Here is a 21,082-nt window from a genome sequence, read left to right on the forward strand (position 1 = left end):
CTCGGAGCCGTCGGCTATTGCAAACATGATTGCCTCCAGAGTGTGATATTGAGCAACCTCACTCTGCCAGAGACCGGGTCGCTATCCACTCCTCATGGAATCTGGATGTAGGCTTCCTGGATCACTGCCACCAACGCCTTCTCCGCTGTCCGGCGCGGCTCCAGAAAGCTCGGGAAGTAGCTGCCCTTCCTCAGCTTCGGGACCGCCAGTTCGATCCGGCCGGCACGCGTGTCCCAGTTACGGTCACGGTAGCCGTTCCGGTGGTTCAGGCGGTCGGGCGAGCGGGTGCCCGCCGGGACACCCGTCTTCGCCTCGATCTCCAGATCCATTATGCGATCGGCGGCAAACGCCAGCATCTCGCGTACCAGGTCAGCATCCGCCTCTTGCTCGACCAGCTCGAGCAGGGCCATCTTGGCATCGGTCATCGTCGTCTTCTCCAGGTTCAAGTTCGCATCCGAACCCTAGCCGAAGACCGGCGATGGCCACCTCATCCGGGGCCGCTTCCTACACCACGGCCCGGGGCACTACCTGGTAGCGGCCAAATTTCTGCATGAAATGGCATTTTTTACGTGCGTGAAAGACTTAAAAGAGTCATCCTGCGTACATGGAAAAAGGTGTACCGATCCGGTCTCTCGCTCGCGGTATTGCCGTCCTTCAGGCGGTGAACCGCGGTGGCTCGCTCTCCATGATGGAGATCGCTCGCGCATCCAGCGTGCCCTATCCGACGGCCTGCCGCATCGTGCAGACTTTGTTGTTCGAAGGGCTGATTGAACAGGAGCCGGTTCGAAAGCGATACCGCCCCACCGGCCTCGTCCAAACGCTCGCCCACGGGTTCCAGGGGCATGCCGGCATCGTCCAGACCGCCCGCCCGCACATCGTCGACCTCACCCGGCGGGTGATGTGGCCGATCTCGCTGTCGACCCATGTCGGATCGAACATGGTGATCCGCGATTCCACCCATTCGCTGACCACGCTGACCTTCAACGATTATTATCCAGGCTATTCGATCCCGATCCTCGAATGCGCGTCGGGCCTCGTCTATCTGGCGCATATGCCGGAAGAGGAGCGGAACGGCATCCTAGCTTCGCTGAAACGGCTGCCCGATCGGGTGCCTGTGCATACGATGCGGATGATCGAGGAAGAATCGCTGTTGGAAAAAATCCGCAGCCAGGGATATGCGACGCGCGGCAACAACCATTTCACCCGCAACCCCGGCAAGACATCGTCGATCGCGCTGCCGATCTTCGAACATGGCCGGGTGGCCGGTGCGTTGACCCTCGCCTTTTTCTCCTCCGCGATCCGAATGGACGATGCCGTGCGGCAATTCCTGCAACCGTTGCAGGAAAGCGCGCTGGCGATCACCACTGAACTCGCACCGCACGTCGCCGCCGCCGAATAGCCACCTGTTGAACAGTCGGCGTGCGCGGACGTGACCCCGGGCGGCGGCGCGACGATCCTGCGCGCGTGATCCGCACCGGGAGATGAAGTTCCGTGGAATATCCGTATAGCGCCCTGCCCGATCGACTGCCGCTCAAATGGCCGAACGGCGCGCGCGTCGCGCTGATCCTGACGTTCAATCTGGAAACCTGGGATCTCACCAAGGATACCACCAAGCCCTATTACGCCGGCGGCCCCGCGATTTTGCCCGACACGCTGGCCGGCGACACTCCCGATTTCCCCAATTTCACCTGGCGCGAATATGGCCAGCGGGTGGGCATCTGGCGGTTGTTCGACCTGTTCGACAAGCTGGGGGTAAAGGCCAGTTGCACCACCAACGCCGTCACCTTCGAACGGCGCGGCGCGATGACCGATGCGGTGCTGCAGCGCGGTTGGGAATTGCTGGCGCATAACTGGGAACAGGGCGAGCTGCTGACCGATTATGCCAAGGACCCGGCACGCGAGCGCGAGGTCGTTTTGCGCACGCTCGACCAGTTCGAGAAGTACACCGGACGCAAGGCCAAGGGCTGGCTCAGCTCCTCGCTGCGCGGCACGCTGCAGACGGCGGACATCCTCGCCGAATATGGCTGCACTTTCTACTGCGACATCATGAACGACGATCAGCCCTATCTGCTGAAGACACCGCACGGCCCGATCGTTTCGACACCCTATTCGAACGAAATCAACGACTTCACCTTCATCACCCGCAAGAACTTCACCACCGATCAATTCGCCCAGGCGCTGATCGAGGAACTGGACGTTCTGTACGAGGAAGGCGCCACCACCGGGCGCATCATGAATGTCGGCCTGCACCCGCATGTCTCGGGCCGAGCGCATCGCATCCGCGCGATCCGCGAATTCATCGAACATGCCAAGTCGCTGCCCGGCGTGTGGTGGGCCACGCGCGAGGAAATCGCCGACTGGTATCTCGCCAACCACGAGAGCCACATCCCCGGCCAGCTCGGCTGAGCAGATAAGGAAACGACCATGACGGCCAAAACCGATCTGGCGGGGGATTATGCCTCCGCCGGCTTCGGCGGCACGCTCGCCCCCGGCGAGCGGCCCGCCCTGCTCATCATCGATCTGGTGATGGCGTATCTCGACCCGGCATCGCACCTTTATGTGGGGGTGGAAACCGAACTGGCGGCCAATGAGCGGCTGGTGGCGGCGGCACGCGCCGCCGGCATCCCGGTGATCTTCACCAATATCGAGTATCGCGAAGACGGGTTCGACGGCGGGCTATTCTACCGCAAAGTGCCCGCCCTGCGCGCCTTCGCGCCGGGATCGCCGCTTGGCGCCTTCCCGCCCAGCTTGCAGCCGCGCGCCAATGAACTGGTGCTCGGCAAGAAATTTCCGTCCGCGTTCTTCGGCACACCGCTCGCCGCGATCCTCACCGCAGCGCGGATCGATACGCTGTTCATCACCGGCTATTCGACATCGGGTTGCGTACGAGCAACCGCGCTGGATGCGCTGTGCCACGGCTTCCTGCCGTTCGTCGTGCGCGAAGCCTGCGGCGACCGCGATCCCCGCGTGCAGGAAGCCAACCTGTTCGATATCCAGGCAAAGGTGGCCGAAGTGATCGGCGAGGAACAGGCGCTGGCGGCCATCGCCGGCGCCTGAAGGCGTACCCTCAGAACTCGGCCATCAACCGGCCGAACCCGGGCTTGCGATCCTCGATGCCATTCTGGCGGAGCGCGTTCCAATAGGTTGCGGTATTGATCGCGATCACCGGCTTTTGCAGGAACGTCTCCGCCGCTGCGGCCAGCCGCATCATCGACAAATTGGTGCCGACCTGCACGATCGCGTCGACATCGTCGCCGTCCAGATCGAGGATCGTCTGGCGCAACTGTGCCGGCGTCACCTGCGCAATGTGCAGCCAGCTCTGGCAGCGCAGCGGCGTATCGCGCACCATCTCGATCCCGTAATCGCTCATGAACCGGCCAACCTGTTCATTGGCGACGGGAAAATAGGGCGAGAGCACCGCAATCCGCTTGATCCCGCCATAGGCCTTGAACGCTTCGATCAGCGACAGCGCGCCGGTACACAGTTTGGTGCCCGCCACATCCTCGACCGCCTTGGTCCATTTCGCCGCACCTTCCGCACCGCCGTAAAAGGTCACGGCGGACATGCCGAGCACCAAATAATCCGGCGCGCACGTCATCACCGCGCGCACCGCATCGTGCGTCGCCGCATCAATGGCGTCGGTGCCGCGCATGAAGTCCGCATCGGATAGCGCCGTCGGGTTCTGCACGATGATCCGGCTGTAATGGTTGGTCACCCCTTCCACCCGCAGATCATCGAAATCGGGCTGCACCACCGTGTTGGTGGAGGGACCCAGCACCCCGAACACCTTGCGCCATCCGAGTACGTCCGTCATCGCCGCTCCTCCCGCCGCAGCGTTTATTTGATCGCCGCCGCGTCGCGGACGCTGGTGATCATCGATTGCCGCAGCAGATAGGTGCGACGCGCTTCATCATTCGCGATCAATGCCCGCATCTGATCCCGCATCATCCGATACGCCTCGCCCTGGCCCGCCTTCATCAGTTCCATATTCTGGATCGTCTGCTGCTGAGTGAAGTCGTGCGTCACGGTGCGCCGCTGCCGGTCATAGCGATCCAGCGCTTCTTCCCCGCCGCGCCCCTGCAACACCGGCAACAGCTTTTCGGTCAGGTTAAACGCGTCATGGATGCCGCTGTTCATACCAAAGCCGCCCAGCGGATTGTTGAGATGCGCAGCATCGCCCGCCAGGAACACGCGGCCGTGACGGAAGCTTTTCGCGACGCGCTGGTGGACGCGGTAAATGGTGCGGTGGAACGTCCGCACGTCCTCGCCATGCCCGATCAGCCGTTCGAAGATCGCATCCTTGTTCGCGTCCGACGTCAGCACATCATTGTCGCTCTGGTCGAATGTCGGCACCAGCACGCGCCACAGCTTCGGCACTTTGAGCAGCACCAGCCACTCATCGGGATCGGCGACATAGTTGACATGCGCTAGCCCTGGAATGGACTCTTCCAGCGGCTCGTCCGTGCTCAGCGTCAGGAACTTCTCGGGATAGGTAAACCCATCAAATTCCGCGCGCAGCCATTTGCGTACGATCGAGGAGGCACCGTCCGCCGCGATGACATAATCCGCACGCACCCGGCGGATCTCCATCGGCGTTTCCAGCGCCAGATCGATACCGTTGTCGTCTTCTGAGAAATGCACCAGCCGGTGGTTGAACAGCACCTCGGCGTTCGGCGTTTCTTCCAGCCGCTCTGCCAGCATGCGCGACAAATGATATTGCTCGCACTGGATGCGGTACGGATGGCGGGTAGCATCCGCGATCTCGGTCAGATCGAACGCCAGCACTTCGCCGCTGCGCCGATCACGCCAATGATAGACCGGCGCCTTCAGGCCCCGTTCGATCAGCCGTGGCGTAATCTCCAACTGCTCCAGCATTTCCAGCGTCGGCGGGTGGAAGGTCGATGCGCGCATATCCGCCGCACAATCCTCGCCCTTTTCGACCAGCATCACGTCGATGCCTTGCCGGGCCAGCAACATCCCTGCGACACAACCAACCGGGCCGGCACCGACCACCACCACTTGAACGCGATCGCTCATTTTTTCGGACATCGCCCCCAACGGATCTGTTTGAACCCGAGAGATACGGGGACCATCCGCCCGCGGCGACGACGACTGCGGAACTATCCGCGCAACGGACAGTGTGGGGCGGTTCCGCGAATCAACCGACCTCGATCTGCACGAGCAGCGCGTCGACCTGCACATGCGCGCCGACTGTCACCGGCAGCTCGGCGCGCTGGATATGCTTGAGCGAACCGCTTCGATCGGCGACCACCGACGCCAAGCGCGCCGCACCTTCAGAGTTTACGATCACCCATACGATCTGGGACATCCCGCCAGACTCGTACGAAACCAACCAATCGTGAGCCGCCCGATTGGGTCAGCGCACTAGCGCCCCGTTTTCAAAGGTTGGATCACGGCGCCATTCGATGCGATGTCCCAAGCCGAAAAACGAACCCAGCGTGCATCCTTTGCGGGAATAACGATTTCGAAGCTATGCGAAGAATTCGCGGGGAAGGAGGTTGCTTTTACTTGCTTCGTGAAGGTGACTTTGCCGTTTCCGTAATGCACCTCGACAAAGGCCAACGGGAAGGTCCATTCGACGTCAGCGCCAATTTTTAAGTTTTTGCCTTGCGGGGTGATCGTGAGATTACGGGCCAGCACTTCGCCCGTAGTCCAGAACACTTCCTTGTTCTGCAGTGCATTGATCACCGGGGCGAAATTGCCATCGGTCGGCACCCGGTCAAGCTTGATATACGTCACCGGCTGACTGCCGTAGATATCATCGCCCGGGGCCAGATGACGCACTTCGGAAATCGAGATCAGACGCTTCAAGGGGGCGCCAGCACGCACCATCCAGTTGCTCATATCATCAAGCAACGGCCAGCAGCGAAACTCGCAAAGCCGTTGCTCCGAACCATCCAGGCCCATTCCCCACCGCATGCCGGTGCCGCTGAAGATGGGGTCGAGGAAATACTCCCTGGACGCAATGGCATCGGGAAAGCCGGTCGAACCTTTGGTTCGCGGATGCGGCATCGAGAAAATCGCGTTTTCCGCCTTTGCCATCGCAAGCAAATCCGGCGCGGAACCGACCTCATAGACTTTGCCGGAGACTTTGGCGGTCGATGTCGTGCCCTTATAGCGCCATAATACTTTGTGGCTGAACAACACATCGGTGTGCCCGCCAAACGGGCTGCCATAGATTTCCTGATTGGGCCAGACCGCGAAATCGCTGTCCGATTGCGCAGCAGCGGCATCATATGCGGCAACGATGACAGAGAGTTGGTCCGGCATGCGCCACGCAACAGGTGCGGGCGCAGGAGCGGCTACGCCGGGCGCCGGAGAAACGGTAGGCTGAGGCGCGGGCGCCGGACCCATCGCCAACGAATCGACCATGCTGACGATGTTGATGCCAGTGGCTTTCAGAGCAACCACGTCAGGCAGGCGCAGGTTGTCGGAGCCGGTGGCCATTGCCCGCTCGCCCAGGTCCGTATGATAGTGGTGGTTCAGCACCTTGAAGCCGGGCAAGGGCTTGTACGTGTCATTATGGGTAAATGCCAAAGCTGCCTGGACTGTTTCTTTGCCCGTCAGCAAGCTGGGATACAGGAACAATGCCATCCGCTGCACCGTCCCCGGCCGCGCGCTATACAATGCCCAGTTCGCAGGGTCCTCGCTATCGTCTTCCTTATCATGCTGACGAATGCCGAAGCCTAGAGTTTCACCGGAATTACGCAGCCATTGGTAACCGACATTTATCGCGATCTCGCGTGCCCAGAAGAATTTATGGGGTTCTGGAAAAAACGCTAGCGAAGCCTTACCGTTGCTGAAGGCCGCCGTGCGATTGCGCGCCGCCAACGGCATGTCATTTGCGTTGCCCGTTCCACCAAAGCGGTCGGTCTGCCACATCCCTCCGGTATCGCGCCAATCGACCTGCGCATCGGCATTTCGCGGAAGTACCAAACCAGCGCTAAACTTGTAGGCCAACCACCTGTTGCCGGTGCGGGCAAGCACTTCCTGACGAACAAGGTTTGTGCCATGATAGACAGTGAAACGCAGCTTGCCGGCAAAGTGCGCCATCTGGACCCCAACAAGGTCAATTGCCAGTTGCCTTCCATCGCGCGTGGCCTTGCACGCCATCGGCACATAGCGGGCTTTGGCAGTCTCCACCTCCGAGGGCGAGCGTGGCAATCCGGGCTGATCCGTGCCGGGAATGCCGGCAGCAGGGGGCGGGTTACCTGCGAAGGCTCGGCGTTTACCCTTCTTGCCCAAGTCGAGCGGAGCGTCCCAGAACGAGTCCCAACGATATGTATCGAGAGCAGCCTGATCGATAGGTACACCAAGGTCCCGTAGCGGCTGAATCTGCTGGTTGCTCATACGCCGCAGTCCGGTGGTGACGAAAAACTCCGGTTCCGCATTTTCGACGGCCTGAACCCAGCCGCCGTTCCAGAGCGAGAGGCTATCGATCTTCGGTTTACCGGTGTTGTCGACCGAGAGCACAAGACGGAGCTTTTGGTGGTCATCCCCTTCCCACTCGACGTCGATACCATCGGCTGTCGCCTTTGCCGACAGCCCCTCCGTCGGAGCAAAATCAGTCAGATCGCAACTTGCGGCGTATGCGGGCACCGCACCGGAAACGAGCAAGCCTGCGCACAAACAAAGACTGATCGATCGCATCGTTTGGTAATCTTTCAAATAGCACCAAAGCATCATCACGGGGTGGGCCTCACAGCCGCCGCCTCCAGCAAATCGAGTTGCTTTTCCCTTGGATAAGGGCTGACGGAAGCACCGCCGGCTTCAATCATGGTCAGCCTAATGCCGCGAGGATGGCGAGGCGATAACAAGCCGTGGCCACGCCAACCCGATCAGGACCGACCGTGGCAGGCGAGGCTCGACATACCCTCACCGCTTGCCGTCGGTTTTGAGGGACTTCATATATTCAGGCACGTCGAAATAGGGCGCTGTCCAATTAGCCCTGTCAAAGATACGCGGCGTATGGGTCTGCATCGATTTCAGAGCGGCAGGCGGGATGCCATCCAGAGACCGCACCTTGGCGCCAACCGCCCTGCCGTAGTTCCTTCCCGGTCGCGCGCCCATTCCCATCCAGGGATGCCAGGAACCCATGTTCTGGAACTGGCTGAACGAGTCTGCCGACGTGATGGTGTCATCGAATGCCTGGTCGATCGGAGAAGCCATGGTGGAGATCGTATCCCAATAGGACACCGGTCCCGACGAAAGCTTGGGATACTCTGCGGGCTTAATCGGATTGGGCATCTTCATGCTCGCGGTTGTATTGGTGAATACCTTGCCGCCAAAGGCCTCCATGCGGAGCGGACGCGGGTTCAGTTCGGCACCACGCGCCTCAACACCATCCGCGCCGACCGTGACCGTGAAAGGGCCGCCAAGGAAATGCCACACCTTGCGCGTTTCGCCGGTGAACGGATTTTTCCACTCCTCCAATGGCTCATCCGTATCGAACGCGCAGTAAGCGCCACATTCAAAAACCTTTGACTGGTACTTATCGTCGGCCACAGGGCGCCATTCACTAACGCTTAAATGATTCATCGTGAAAAAAGGGACGAGGTTATCATCTTCAGAGTAACCATAAATACTGAGGCGATAGAAGAAATATACGGTCTCCGTACCGCATGATCCCATCACGCGCGCCCGGACGCGCGCGCGCGTTACCGGATCGCCAAGCAGTTCGTTCGCTCTCGCGTCGGATATAGATTTGCCTGAGCGGGCTGTCGCAAGCGCTCCGGTGCTGGCAGACAGGCCGCCGAGACCTGCCGCGACGAGGGGCGCATTCGACAGAATTGATCTGCGGGTAATGTCAAAGCCAGTCATCGCGTCGTGCTCCGCAAATGCGACGCGCAACGCGCATCGGTGAATGGCCACCTTCATCGCGGCAACGGCAGATAATAACTGAAGAATTTCGCCTGATCGCTAGTCGGTGATTGGTGGCCCACTCACGACGTTATCGCGAACGCCTAGCACTACTATGGCAGAAGCGTGCTACTCCCGCTATCCGTTGTGTACCCGCAGTGCGGGCAGAGGCGCGGCGGCGGCTGGGATAGCGCGTCAAGGATAGCCTGGCGGAGCGCTGGGTTGCGGTGGCGACCCCCGGGTCGTTTCCGGAAATCGCTGGAGCGGGGCCGCCGCTCGGTGCGGGCGGCGCCGGGTATTCGGCGTCAGCGTCGCTCTGTCAGAGGCCGAGGCCCCCTCGCGCGGTTTCCTCGACGGCCGCGTCGGGCGCGGCATGCGCGGTGTCGAGACGATCACGCCGGACTGCGCGCGGCTCTGCGCCTATAATGCGCTTTCTTGGCCTCTTCCTGAAGTCTGGCGACGGCTCGTTGCCATTTGGCGCTCATATCCGCAGTGCGGAATATCCTGTGGATTTCCCCGATATTCGTTCTCCGCCTCCCACAAAATGTCGCGGTCGCTCGATATCAGCGCTGCGGCCTAGCCTGTCATTTCTCCAACTGGCGGTTACAAATCGTGCATTGTATCGACAGTCGCCTTTTATTTTGGTCAGCAAAAGCGGTCTTGAAAAGGGGTTAGAGTCTGCTTGGGTGGGTTCAGGAAGAATACGGCGATTTTTACGTCAGTAAATAAATCGCCTGTTCCGCAATATCCGAGCATATTCCGTAAACAAAATTCCACAAGCACAGATGTATAATCGACTGTGGAGGTGATTTATGATTGGGGGCAATTCTTTGCGTAATAGCTGTCTGTCCGCGCAAACCCGTTTTCTGCTGATGGCGAGCGCTGCGCTTTCTGGTGGTGTCGTTCTTCCCGCGCATGCGCAGTCGGGCGTTGATAGCGAAAGCGGAGCGCAAGCTGAAATCATCGTCACCGCACGCCGCAAGAACGAAGATATTCTCAAGACGCCAATTACGCTGAGCGCAATCACTGCCGAAGCTCTCGCTGCCAAGGGCACCGCGACGATCCAGGATATCGCGCAATCCGTTCCCGGCATGAATGTACAGAACGCAGCGACGGCCGGTGCCCGTGCCGACCGTTCGATCACCAGCATCCAGTTGCGCGGCTTTGTCCCGACAACGTCGGCTGCGCAGACGGCTTCGCTCTTTATCGACGGCGCACCCGTATCAACTGCGACCGCTCTTCAAGCGCTGACCAATCCAGAACGTGTCGAGGTTATCAAGGGACCGCAGTCGGCCCTGTTTGGCCGCCAGACCTTTGCCGGTGCCATCAACGTTGTCACCAAAGCGCCTAGCAACCGTTTGACCGGATCGGCTTCAATGTCGCTCGGTACACGCGCGAACTATGACGTGCAGGGTGAGATCAGCGCGCCGTTGGTCGAGGATATCCTGAGTTTCCGCGCCAGCGGTCGTGTTCTGGGCAAAAACGGTTCCTACAGAAACGCTGGTGCGCCCGGTGATTCGTCGCTTGGCGACCAGATGACCTATACGGGATCACTCGCTGTCCAATTCACGCCGACGCCAAACCTTACGATCAAGGCTTTCGGTTTGGCAACCGAACTCAACGATGGCCCTGCCGCATCGGGTCTTATTACGGCTCAGACTATTCCCGGTGTAACGATAGGTCAGTCCAACTGCACGGTGAACGGTCGCGCCTGGTTCTGCGGCGTCGCTCCTGGAATTTCTAACAGAACGCCATCGTCGAACGTCGCGGTGACAGATACGCTCCGCAATTTCCTGGCGCTGCGCACGGGTGATCGCCTTAGGAACGGCACCGTCGCGCGACTGCTGCCGCCTGAAGATAGTGTCAATGGCTATGGTCTCGTCAACCATTTCCGGCATTATCATGTGAACGCCGACTGGAATATCGGTGAAAGCGGGTTTGCACTGCATTCGCTAACGTCTTGGAATACCGAGAAGAAGGCGGAAATGGCCGATCTGGACAACACGTATAACGTGACGCTCGGCGTTGGTGGAGCAATTCCAGAGGGCGCCTATTATAACTTTCCGTTCCTTATCCAGAATATCGGCCGCGATTTCTCACAGGAATTGCGTACGACATTCGAAAATGGTGGTCCTCTGCACGCATCTTTCGGCGGCAGTTATCTGCTCGCGCGACAGTGGAACGACGCTGGCAGCCCGTACACCGGATCCTTTACAGCGAACGGCTCCACACAGTCGCGGACGTACGGCGTTTTCGGTAGCCTTGGTTACGACTTCTCCGAAGCCTTTTCGCTGAGCTTTGATGGCCGTTACCAGATCGACAAGTTGTATGCCTTTGCCGCGCCAACGGGCTTCCGTGATAGTATTAACAATGTTACCTTGCCGTTTGGCAGCACCATTGCTTACGGTCAGTACAAGAACTTTCTGCCGCGTGTCATCGGTCAGTTTAACTGGGACCGGCGCAACATGATATATGCTTCCTACTCCAAGGGCGTGAATCCTGGGACGTTCAACACAAATATCGTGTCGACGCCGGAGCCGCAGGTCCGTGCTCGCGCTGCTGCTCTCGGGTTTCAAGTTGTCGTAAACCCGGAAAAGATCACCAACTATGAACTTGGTGCAAAGGGCCGTATCTTTGGCGGCAAGGTCCGGTACGAAGTTGCTGCATTCCTTGCGATCTGGTCGGATCAAATCCAATCCCAGCTTGAGACCATCACCAAGCAGGCAATCGTTGGTGATACAGGTCCGGCCACTGTGGGATCTTTGTTGCAGGTGAGCGCTGCCGGCAACACAGGTCGCACCCGTATCTGGGGTCTGGAAGGTAACTACGGTATCAACTTGGTTCGAGGTCTGGATCTGGATTTGGCCGGCGCATATATCAAAACATATATCCTTACCGGTACGAACACGACCGTCAGCAACTTCTACTTTGGCATTCCTAATTCGAATTTCCGGGGCAAGGAAAATCCATACGTATCCAAGTGGTCGGGCTCTGCGTCGCTGGCCTATCAAACCCCTATCAAGGACAATCTTGACGGCTTTGGCCGTGTTGATTTTACCTATAAGAGCGGTGGTTGGGCCGATATTGGCAACACAGTTCGCGCACCAAACACGAACCAGATGAATGTCCGCTTGGGCGTGAAAAACAAGACGTTCATCGTTGAAGGCTGGATGACTAACGTTTTCAATAACAGGGCCTATTATAACATCAGCAGCCAGCCCCTGATCAATTACGTAACGCCTGCCGGCACTGGCGCGTATGGGGCGCTTGTCGCACAGCTTCGGGATCTGCGCACCGCAGGCGTCCGGGTCGGGGTGAACTTCTAAGCGATACACTTCGCCTATAGTGACAGAAGGTTGGCAAGGGACGCCCGCCACCCGGCGGTGACGTCAGTATGGCTTGCCGACATACTGCGTGTCGGACGGTCCGATGCCGGTAATGTAGACGGTTGCCCCCTCCGGGCCGGTCCAGGCGAAATGGGGATCGCCCGCCGGCTCGGTATAGAAACTCCCCGGCGACAAGGCCCGCGTAGCACCCTCGATCGCTTGCGAGCCATAGCCGAAGTGCCAGAGGCCCGCGACCACCGTGGCGGTTCGATCGTCACGGTGGGTATGGGCGGCAATGTGCGTGCCCGGCGGGACTTTGATCGAAATGGTGTAGAGACCGGGTCGCGCAGGGTCGCCCTTGAGCAGCCGGGTTTCGATGGTGTGAAGCCCGGAGGTGCCCCTGCCCGCAGCGACCACCGGCAGGCCTGACGCCTCATCGGGAGTCAGCCGACGCTGAAGATCGGCTGGCGAGGCCGCGGCGAGAAGAAGCAGCGCGAAGAACGCCGCGCCGCGCGGAATGCGCCGCGTCATTTGCCCGTATCCAGAAAGGCGCGAACCAGCTTCACGGTCGGCTCGGGTTGCTCCTCCATCAGCCAATGGCCCGCACCCGGTACGATGCCTTCGGTCACGTCGGTGGCCGCAAACCGCATGACGACAGCCATCGTCGAGCCGAACGACTTTTCGCCTCCGATCGCCAGGACCGGCATGGTCAGCTTGCCCTGGGCGAGGAAGGCCTTGTCGTCGATCGCATCCTGATCGAACGCCGCGAATTGCGCGAACCCTGCGTGCATGGCGCCGGGCGCTGCATATAATCGGGCATAATGTTGGCGAGACGCTTCGCTGAACTTGGCGGGACTGGCCGAGAACTCGTTCCAGAAGCGATCGAGATAGATGCGTTCGCGCCCCGCGACGAGGCGCTCCATATCGGGTCCGCCAAAGCGGAAATGCCAGAGCAGCGGGTTCTTCAGAATCTCTTCCCACGGCCCGATGCCGGGAAGCGGCGCATCCATCAGAATGAAGCGCTTGATCCGATCACGATGTTCGGCCGCGAACGCATAGCCGACCATGTTGCCGATATCATGGGTGACGAGATCGACCTTGCCGATCTTGAGAGCGTCGAGCACACCCGCGATGTCGTAACCTTGGGTCTTCTTGTCATACCCTTGCGCCGGCCTGGCCGAGAGCCCCATGCCCCGAAGATCCGGTACGATCACCATATGGTCGCGCATCAGGTCGCGCGCGAGTGGCGCCCACATGTCGCCCGTCTCGCCATAGCCGTGCAGCAGCACGACCGCTGGCCCCTTGCCGCCGACCCGGACGTGCAACGTGGTCCCATTGGTTGTGATTTCCTGATTGCGGAAACTGGCCGGGAAGTCGAAGTCCTGAGCCATTGCCCCGGATGTCGACCACAGTAGTGCCAAGCTCAGGAAAATCGTCGAAACGGCAGGTGACTTCATACTCTCCCCCATCGATGATCGGGTAAAATCCGACCGATGAGAGCGAAGCCATCTTGGCAAGCCGCTCTCGCTCGACTTTATGCTTGGCCTGTTGCCATCACGATAGGTCGGAAAGACCGAACCAACATTTCGGGAATCGCGAACGATGAAGCTCGACGGAATCCTTGCTTTCGTAACCGTGGCGGATTGCGGGTCCATCAACGAAGCCGCGCGACAGCTTAGGCTGTCGAAATCGACGGTCAGCGAACGCCTGACAGAGTTGGAACACGCGCTTGACGCCAAGCTGTTGAGCCGGAACAGTCGTCATAATGTCCTCACCGACGATGGCATCGTGCTGCTCGAACGCGCGCGCCGCATCCTCGCCGAGACGATCGAGGCGAAGGAAGATCTGGCGCGGCGGCGCGGTGAAATCGCAGGGCCGCTTCGTATCGCCGTCCCACGCGCGTTCGGCGACCTGCATCTGGGGCCGATCCTGTATGATTTCATGGACCGATACCCGGACATCACCGTCACCGCCGATTTCGACGACCGGATCACCGATCTGGGCAGCACCTTCGATGCGATCGTCCGTATCGCGCCCGCGCCCTTGCCCAAGCTCGCCACCGAACAACTCACGGTCAGTCGCCGGACCCTGGTCGCGGCACCGTCCTATCTCGATCGCTACGGGCGCCCCGAAACGGTCGAGGAGCTCGAGCATCACAAGGCGATCCACTACATGGATCGCGGTCCTGACGATTGGACCTTCCGCGCCGAAATCGAACGCGTCGTCGCGCGCGTGGCGCCGCGGCTTCGCGTGACATCCTGTTTCGCGATGCGCGACGCCGCCGTCGCCGGACTGGGCATAGCGTGGCTACCAACCTTCCATAGCTATCAGCCGATCAGGGCGGGAACGCTCGAGATGCTGGAAATAGGAGTCGCTCCTGACGTGACGCCGATCACGATGGCGTACCAGCACGGTCCGGCCACAAGACTGCGGGCGTTTATCGACCATCTGAAGCTTGCCTTCGGCGATCCGCCGTATTGGGACGAAGGCCTCGGTTTTGGGGAAAGCGGCAAGGGCGCGCAGGAGTAGAGACGGGATCGCGGATCGACCCGCCCGCACTGCCGGCCAGCCTCGCATCCCAGATCGTAAATCTCTTCCGGCTCCGGTCGTCGCCCCTCAATCCAAGACTGCAATCGATTGTTGTGTTCCCGGCACTGCATTGGTACGACAGCGGAATAGGGCGTGCGTCCAACAACATGCCGGGGAGGATCGCGTAATGGGGGTTGTGAACAGCAAGCCTCGCTTGAGCATGGTTCGCATCGTCCAGATGAACCTCGGGTTCCTGGGGTTGCAGTTCAGCTTCGGGCTGCAACAGGGCAACATGGCGCCGATTTACAGCTACCTCGGTGCGTCCGAAGCGTCGTTGCCGCTGCTGCAACTCGCTGGGCCGATGACGGGCCTGATCATCCAGCCGCTGATCGGTGCCTGGTCGGATCGCACCACGTCGCGCTTCGGGCGACGCACGCCGTATTTCATCGCCGGCGCTGTGCTGTGCGCGGCCGGATTGCTGCTGATGCCGTTTTCAGCGTCGCTCGCCATGGCGGTGTCGCTGCTGTGGATACTGGACGCGGGCAACAACATCACGATGGAGCCATACCGCGCCTATGTGTCGGACCGGCTGGTCGAGGATCAGCACGAAATCGGCTTTCTAACGCAGTCGGCTTTTACCGGGCTGGCGCAGATGCTCGCCTTCCTCACCCCATCCCTGCTGGTCGCAGCGGGGATGAACCAGGATTGGGTCGACGCGCACCATATCCCCTATACGGCGCGGATCGCGTTTCTCACTGGTGCGGTGCTGTCGCTCGCCACCATCCTCTATTCCGTGCGTAGCGTGCCCGAACTACCGCTCTCGACCGAGGAACGCGCGCGCATCGCCGCCAAACCGCACGGGCTGGGTGCGGCCTTGCGCGAGATCGCTGGCGCGATCCGCGATATGCCCGTCGCTATGCGCAAGCTCGCGCTGATGAGTCTGTTCCAATGGTATGCGATGCAAGCCTATTGGAACTACGTGATATTCTCGATCGGGCGCTCGGTGTTCCATACCGCCGATCCGAACAGTTCCGGCTTCCATTCGGCGGTGCTGACAAACGGCGAGATGGCGGCATGGTACAACGGAGTGGCGTTCGTGGCCGCGTTCGCGCTGGTGCCGGTCGCGCGCCGGATCGGTGCGGCGGCGCTGCACGCGGCCTGTCTGGTGCTGGCGGGGATCGGCATGTTGTGGCTGCCGCACGTCACCAGCACCGCCTGGCTGTTCGCCCCGGCGGTCGGCATCGGCATCGGTTGGGCGAGCATGATGGGCAACCCGTATGTGATCCTCGCCGGATCGATCCCGCCCGAACGGACCGGGGTCTATATGGGCATTTTCAACATGATGATCGTGATCCCGATGCTGCTGATCGCGATCACCATGCCGCTCTATTACGGGCCGCTGCTCGGCAGTGACCCGCGCAATGTGCTGACGCTGTGCGGCTGCCTGTTGTTCGCGGCGGCGGCGTCGGTGTGGTGGGTGCGCGACCGTAGTGCCGGGCGCGTGCCGTTGGGCGCGACGCAGCAATCATGAACAGCGCGAGCGCTACGGCGCGCGATCCAGACGGGAAAAACGAGGCGATGCCGGTGATTACGAGTGCCTGGACGCGCGCGGCGGTCGCCGCGATCCGCGAAGACGGTGCGCGGCTGCCCGTGCTGACGGCGGCGACGATCGGCCCGGTCGTTGCCGGCCTTGACCTGTGGGACATGTGGCAGATCGAGGATGCCGATGGCGCGACGCTGATGCGCGACGGGCGGGCGTGGTGGTTCTTCCTCGCCGCGCCGCGCGAAGGCGATCCCGAATTACGGCATGACCGCGCACGCATCCACCTGCTCAGCCACGGCGCGGACGGCTGGCGCGACCACGGCCCCGCCCTGCCCGACGGCGCGACGCCGGGCAGCCGTGAATGGTCCGGCTCGGCGCGGTTGGCAGCGGACGGCCAAACGCTGACGCTGTACTTCACTGCCGCTGGCGACCGGCATGGCGGCCCACGCTTCGCCCAGCGGTTGTTCGAGATGCACGGCCGCTTGACCGTCTCCGCCGACGGCGCGCGCTGCGAGGGCTGGGGTGCGCCGGTCGAGATGATCGTCGCGGACGGCCATTGGTATGCCCGCGCCGATCAGGACGCACCGGTTGGCGGCGGCATCCTCGGCTTCCGCGATCCGGGCTATGTCCGCGATCCTGCGGACGGCAACGAATATGTGCTGTTCACCGGCTCGGCGGGGCAAGACCATGCTGCCGGCGTGATCGGCGCGGCGCGGCGTGATGGCGACGGCTGGACGCTGCTGCCGCCGCTGATCGCGGCGCCAGCCGTCAACAGCGAACTGGAGCGCGCGCACATCATCGTGCGCGATGGCCGCTATTATCTGTTCTGGTCGACGCAAGGACGCCGGTTCGCCGAAGGGCTTGTCGCGCCGACCGGCCTGTACGGAATGGTCGCGGATCGCCTGCTCGGGCCGTATCGACCCGTGAACGGCACTGGTCTGGTCGCCGGCAATCCGCCGAGCGCACCGTTCCAGGCCTATTGCTGGTGGGTGACGGCGGAAGGCACTGTGGCCAGCTTCATCGATTATCCCGGGACGGACGATCCGCACGACGCCTCGCCGCACGCGCGTCGTGCCCGGTTCGGCGGCGTGGCCGCGCCGTTCTTCCGCCTGCGCTTCGCGGGCGATGCGGTAACGTTCGGCTGAGTCCCGGCGCCTGAGCGATCAGGCGGTTTCGCGCACGATCAACTGCGGCGCCATCTGCACCGACGGCACATCGTCGCCGGCCATGCGTGCGAACAAGGCATCCACCATGCCGCGCGCGCCCAGCACGAGGTCCTGCCGGATCGTGGTCAGTCGCGGCGCCACCTGCTCCGCCAGCGGCAGGTCGTCGAACCCGGTGACGGGAATCATGTCCGGCACGGTCACGCCGCGATCCATCAGCGCGCGCACCACCCGCATCGCGATCACGTCGGATGCGGCGACGATCCCGTCGAATGTGCCGAGCGCCCGATCCAGATGGCCGCCGATCTCCGCCGTCATCACGTCCGAGGCAAGATGTGTGTCGAGTTGCAGCGGTTCGGGTAGCCCGGCGGCTTGCGTGGCATCGACCAGCCCACGGTAGCGCTCGACCAGTTCCAAGGTGCGGACCTCGCCCATGAACGCCAGCCGCCGGCAGCCGCGTGCGATCAGATGTTCTCCCGCCAACCGCGCGCCGAGCCGGTTATCGACGCCGATCGCGCAATGCGCCTGCCCTTCGCGGTGCGCGCCCCACACCACCATCGGGCGGTAGCGGCGAGCGACGCGCTCGATCGTCTCGAACTGATCGGACTGGCCGATCAGCAGCACGCCGTCGAGCATGCCGGATTCGACGATGCGCTCCAGCCAGTCCTCCGCATCGGGGATGATGCGCGACAGCATCAGGTCATAGCCCTGCTCGGTTAGCGCGTCGGCGAGATGGCCGAGCATCGCCATGAAGAACGGGTCGGAAAGATGCTGGCGGCGTTCATGGCCAAGCGGCACGACGACGCCGATCACGCCGGTGCGCTGCTTGCGCAGCCGACTCGCCATCTGGTTGGGGCGGAAGCCGTGTTCGGTCGCGAGCGCCTGGATGCGCTCGCGCGTTTCGGTGTTGACCAGCGACTTGCCGGCCAGCGCGCGCGATACCGTGCCGGTCGAAACACCGGCGAGCCGCGCGAGATCGGCAATGGTCCTTACGCGCGGCACGGGGGTATCGGGGTCAGTCATCGGGTCGCTTCCTGTTGGGAGCGACCCGTGTCTGTCAAGCAATCGCGCCGCTGGACGAACAGACGCTCAGAACCGGAACCGCGCCGACGCGGTGACGATCCGGCCATAGACCGCCGAGTTCTGGAACACCCCGCTGGTGGGGGTGAGGGTGAACCCGATGCCTCCAGTGCGATACCCCAATGTGTTGAAAAGGTTGTTGACGTTGACGCCAAGTTCCAGCCGATCGACCGGCCGAACCTTGATGAAACCGTTAACGAAGGTCGCTCCGGCGATGAGATAGGTGTTAAAATTGTCGCTTGGGACATTGGTTTGGCCATCCACGCTTGCACCGACCGCGAACACGCCGGTATCATAGGATGGCTGGATATTATACTGGAACTTCGGGATGTTAGCCGGGCGATTGTTCGCCGTGATCGGGTCGGTCAGGCTGCTGGTTATCTTGGCGTCGGTGTAGGTCAGGTCGGCGGTCAGGTGGAAGCGACCGGACGTGATGTTGCCGGTGAACTCCGCGCCATAGGCACGGTATGCATTCGACAGGTTGGGGTTGTTGTTCGGCGCGGGATTGTTGATGCGCGTGAAGTCGTAGTTCACCTCGGTCAGCGTCGAATGGAAACCGGTGAGTTCGATCGAATAGCTGCCGTTGCCAAGGCTGCCGCGCTGCTTGAGACCGATTTCCTGCTGCTCGAGGAAGTTGATCGCGGTGCTGTCGCCCTGCGCGTTGAGCGAGCCGTCGCTGTTGAAATTGCCGCCCAGCACACGCCGGTCGCCATTGAAGCGGCCGCCACGGCTGGCGCGCGCGAAGATGCTGGTGTTGGCGCCAATCTCGTACAGCGCGCCCAGCGACCAGCTCGTGTAAGACTTGAGGTAGTTGATCCGCTCAAGCGTACCGCCCGCCACCAGCGACGGCAGCGCGGCGCTGCCGAGTGCATCGGTGACCATTACGGTCGGTCCGGTCACGCCGCCCAGCGCCGTACCGACGCCCGACACCCGATCGAACCGCACCGAGCCGTCGAGATCGAGGCCGTGGCCGCTATACGCCAGGTTCAGGAACGGCGCATCGTCGGTATAGGTCAGGTTGACGTCGCGCGCGCAGCAGGTGCCCCAATTGCTGTTGAAGCCGGTCTGCCCCCCCACCGAAAGCTGGCGCCCGGTGGTCGAGAAGAGATCGAGTGGCACCTCGTTGCGGCCGTTCAGTTCGCTGATCTGCGGGTTGACGTGCCATTCCTGCGAGACGTTCTGGCTCATGTGGAACCAGCCCGCCGTCGCGGTGACGGTGCCGCCGAGCGCACCCTGCTTCGCAGCCAGCGACAGGTTGTTCGCGATCGACCCCATATCACGCATGAACACGTTGATGTTCGGATTGTTGTTGATGTAGCTGCCCGTGTAGGTCTGCCCGGCGAGCGGCCCCGCAGCGTAGCGTAGCGAGCCGACCGTGGCGCCGTTCACCGTGCTGCCCAGGATGCTGCTGGTCGGCGCGACGTTCAGGAACTGCGTCGTGAAGTTGCCGCTGATGTCGCTGTACCGGAAATTGTTGTCGATCGTCAGCCAGTCGGTCGGCTTGTAGTGGATCTGCCCGCCGATCGTGAACACGCGCGGGTGGATGCCCTCGACGGTCGCATTCTTCACCTGGCCGTCGTTGGTGAGATACTGGAACTGCTTGTTGTAGATCGAATATGTCGATCCGGTGCGCGCATCGAAGGTCGGCAGCGGCTTGAAATCGCTCACGTTCTTGCCGTCGATCGTGGCGATCGAAGGCTGCGTGGTGTTGGTCGGCGCGTGCTCGTCCAACCGCTTGACCGAAAGCCGGATGAAACCGCGATCGCCCGCGAGATCCTTGGTGATGTTGGCCTTGATCTGATAGCCGCGCAGGATGTCGTAATCGACGTGATCGCCGCCGCTGCCGGTGCGGAAATACCCGCCGACATGGTAATGCACGCTATCCGACAGGTGGCCGCCGTAATCGCCGTCGAGGCGGGTCTCGCGGATCGACAGGCCTTCGCTCACGCCGATCTCGCCGCCCTGCTTGTCGCCGGTCTTGCTGATGTAGTTGATGACCGCACCCGGCGCCTGGCTGGCGAAGGTCGAGGCCGATCCGCCGCGCACAGCCTCGACGCGTTCGACATTGTTGTCGAAGCGGAGCCAATAGTCGTTGTTGCCGAAATTCATGTCGCCGAACAGCGTGACGGGCAGGCCGTCTTCCTGCAGCGCGACATATTCGGAACCGCCGGTGGAAACCGGGATACCGCGCACGCCGATGTTCGAGTTGCCGCCCGGCCCGGCGGTGTCCTGCGGCTGGATGCCGGGGATCGAGCGCAACACCTCGGCTTCCGAACGCGGCGTGAAGTCGCGTACCGCCTCCTGGCTCAACTGCGAAACCGAAATCGAACTGCGGAAGCGCGTGCGGCCTGGGCTCGCTGCGGTCACGACGATATCCTTGCCAACGTCCGCCGCAGGTTGCTCGGCGGTCTGCTCGACCGGGGCATTGCCCGTCGCGGCCGTCTCCACGGGGGCTGCCGCCAAATCGACGCCCGCCGTCTGCGCATACAACGGCATCGCCGTCGCCAATGCACTTGCCGACGCGCACATATACAGGGTCGCCTTCATGCCATCATCCTCTC

The 21,082-nt window shown here is 61.7% G+C and carries 16 protein-coding genes and 1 pseudogene; 7 read left to right on the forward strand and 10 right to left on the reverse strand.

What is annotated here, in order from left to right; all coding sequences use genetic code 11:
* Positions 1 to 101: 101 nt before the first annotated feature.
* Positions 102 to 425 (reverse strand): annotated as a pseudogene (locus EWE75_RS00005) (transposase); the annotation flags it as partial.
* A gap of 179 nt (positions 426 to 604) precedes the next feature.
* Between EWE75_RS00005 and EWE75_RS00010 the strand changes: the two are divergent.
* The 3 genes from EWE75_RS00010 to EWE75_RS00020 all read left to right on the forward strand — a co-directional run bounded on the left by EWE75_RS00010 (position 605) and on the right by EWE75_RS00020 (position 3,057).
* Positions 605 to 1,399: an IclR family transcriptional regulator domain-containing protein gene (locus EWE75_RS00010; RefSeq protein ID WP_130154659.1), complete on the forward strand. Its 795-nt coding sequence runs from the start codon at positions 605 to 607 to the stop codon at positions 1,397 to 1,399.
* Between the two features lie 92 nt (positions 1,400 to 1,491).
* Entirely contained in the window at positions 1,492 to 2,406 is a 915-nt protein-coding gene (locus EWE75_RS00015; protein ID WP_130154660.1) for a polysaccharide deacetylase family protein, read from the forward strand.
* 18 nt (positions 2,407 to 2,424) lie between these two features.
* The gene (locus EWE75_RS00020; RefSeq protein WP_130154661.1) at positions 2,425 to 3,057 is read left to right on the forward strand and encodes an isochorismatase family protein; all 633 of its coding nucleotides are present in this window, start codon (positions 2,425 to 2,427) and stop codon (positions 3,055 to 3,057) included.
* 10 nt (positions 3,058 to 3,067) lie between these two features.
* Here the strand turns inward: EWE75_RS00020 and EWE75_RS00025 are convergent, their stop codons facing one another.
* The 5 genes from EWE75_RS00025 to EWE75_RS00040 form a co-directional block, all read right to left on the reverse strand.
* Positions 3,068 to 3,814, reverse strand: coding sequence for a maleate cis-trans isomerase family protein (locus EWE75_RS00025; protein WP_130154662.1), 747 nt, complete (start codon positions 3,812 to 3,814; stop codon positions 3,068 to 3,070).
* A gap of 23 nt (positions 3,815 to 3,837) precedes the next feature.
* Positions 3,838 to 5,037: an FAD-dependent oxidoreductase gene (locus tag EWE75_RS00030; RefSeq protein ID WP_231708126.1), complete on the reverse strand. Its 1,200-nt coding sequence runs from the start codon at positions 5,035 to 5,037 to the stop codon at positions 3,838 to 3,840.
* Positions 5,038 to 5,158: 121 nt separating this feature from the next.
* Positions 5,159 to 5,329 (reverse strand): hypothetical protein, encoded by a 171-nt coding sequence (locus EWE75_RS24855; RefSeq protein WP_165388225.1) that lies wholly within the window; start codon positions 5,327 to 5,329, stop codon positions 5,159 to 5,161.
* A gap of 56 nt (positions 5,330 to 5,385) precedes the next feature.
* On the reverse strand, positions 5,386 to 7,710 hold the full coding sequence (locus EWE75_RS00035) for a CehA/McbA family metallohydrolase domain-containing protein (protein WP_130154664.1): 2,325 nt from the start codon (positions 7,708 to 7,710) through the stop codon (positions 5,386 to 5,388).
* A gap of 186 nt (positions 7,711 to 7,896) precedes the next feature.
* Entirely contained in the window at positions 7,897 to 8,841 is a 945-nt protein-coding gene (locus EWE75_RS00040) for a DUF1838 family protein (protein WP_165388226.1), read from the reverse strand.
* Between the two features lie 851 nt (positions 8,842 to 9,692).
* Here EWE75_RS00040 and EWE75_RS00050 point away from each other — a divergent pair.
* Positions 9,693 to 12,206 (forward strand): TonB-dependent receptor, encoded by a 2,514-nt coding sequence (locus tag EWE75_RS00050; protein ID WP_130154666.1) that lies wholly within the window; start codon positions 9,693 to 9,695, stop codon positions 12,204 to 12,206.
* Between the two features lie 63 nt (positions 12,207 to 12,269).
* On the opposite strand, the gene EWE75_RS00055 is transcribed toward EWE75_RS00050, so the two are convergent.
* Positions 12,270 to 12,737, reverse strand: coding sequence for a cupin domain-containing protein (locus tag EWE75_RS00055; protein WP_130154667.1), 468 nt, complete (start codon positions 12,735 to 12,737; stop codon positions 12,270 to 12,272).
* Complete coding sequence (locus tag EWE75_RS00060) at positions 12,734 to 13,861, reverse strand: alpha/beta fold hydrolase (RefSeq protein ID WP_231708127.1); 1,128 nt, start codon at positions 13,859 to 13,861, stop codon at positions 12,734 to 12,736. Before EWE75_RS00060 ends, EWE75_RS00055 begins: the two co-directional genes overlap by 4 nt.
* Here EWE75_RS00060 and EWE75_RS00065 point away from each other — a divergent pair.
* From EWE75_RS00065 to EWE75_RS00075, 3 genes are all read left to right on the forward strand, one after another.
* A complete protein-coding gene (locus EWE75_RS00065) occupies positions 13,809 to 14,735 on the forward strand; it encodes a LysR family transcriptional regulator (protein WP_130154668.1) in 927 nt (308 codons plus the stop codon). The two genes, EWE75_RS00060 and EWE75_RS00065, sit on opposite strands and share 53 nt — an antisense overlap.
* A 220-nt stretch (positions 14,736 to 14,955) precedes the next feature.
* Positions 14,956 to 16,266, forward strand: coding sequence for an MFS transporter (locus EWE75_RS00070; protein ID WP_231708141.1), 1,311 nt, complete (start codon positions 14,956 to 14,958; stop codon positions 16,264 to 16,266).
* A complete protein-coding gene (locus EWE75_RS00075; RefSeq protein WP_231708128.1) occupies positions 16,263 to 17,423 on the forward strand; it encodes a glycoside hydrolase family 68 protein in 1,161 nt (386 codons plus the stop codon). The genes EWE75_RS00070 and EWE75_RS00075 overlap by 4 nt, the downstream gene beginning before the upstream one ends.
* A gap of 18 nt (positions 17,424 to 17,441) precedes the next feature.
* Here EWE75_RS00075 and EWE75_RS00080 read toward each other — a convergent pair whose 3' ends face one another.
* Both EWE75_RS00080 and EWE75_RS00085 read right to left on the reverse strand, forming a co-directional pair.
* Positions 17,442 to 18,464 carry a LacI family DNA-binding transcriptional regulator gene (locus EWE75_RS00080; protein WP_130154669.1) on the reverse strand — a complete coding sequence of 341 codons (1,023 nt, stop codon included), beginning with the start codon at positions 18,462 to 18,464 and terminating at the stop codon, positions 17,442 to 17,444.
* 66 nt (positions 18,465 to 18,530) lie between these two features.
* A complete protein-coding gene (locus EWE75_RS00085) occupies positions 18,531 to 21,068 on the reverse strand; it encodes a TonB-dependent receptor (RefSeq protein WP_130154670.1) in 2,538 nt (845 codons plus the stop codon).
* Positions 21,069 to 21,082 lie beyond the last annotated feature (14 nt).

It is taken from the genome of Sphingomonas populi, assembly GCF_004208535.1.
Taxonomy (GTDB): Bacteria; Pseudomonadota; Alphaproteobacteria; order Sphingomonadales; family Sphingomonadaceae; genus Sphingomonas; species Sphingomonas populi.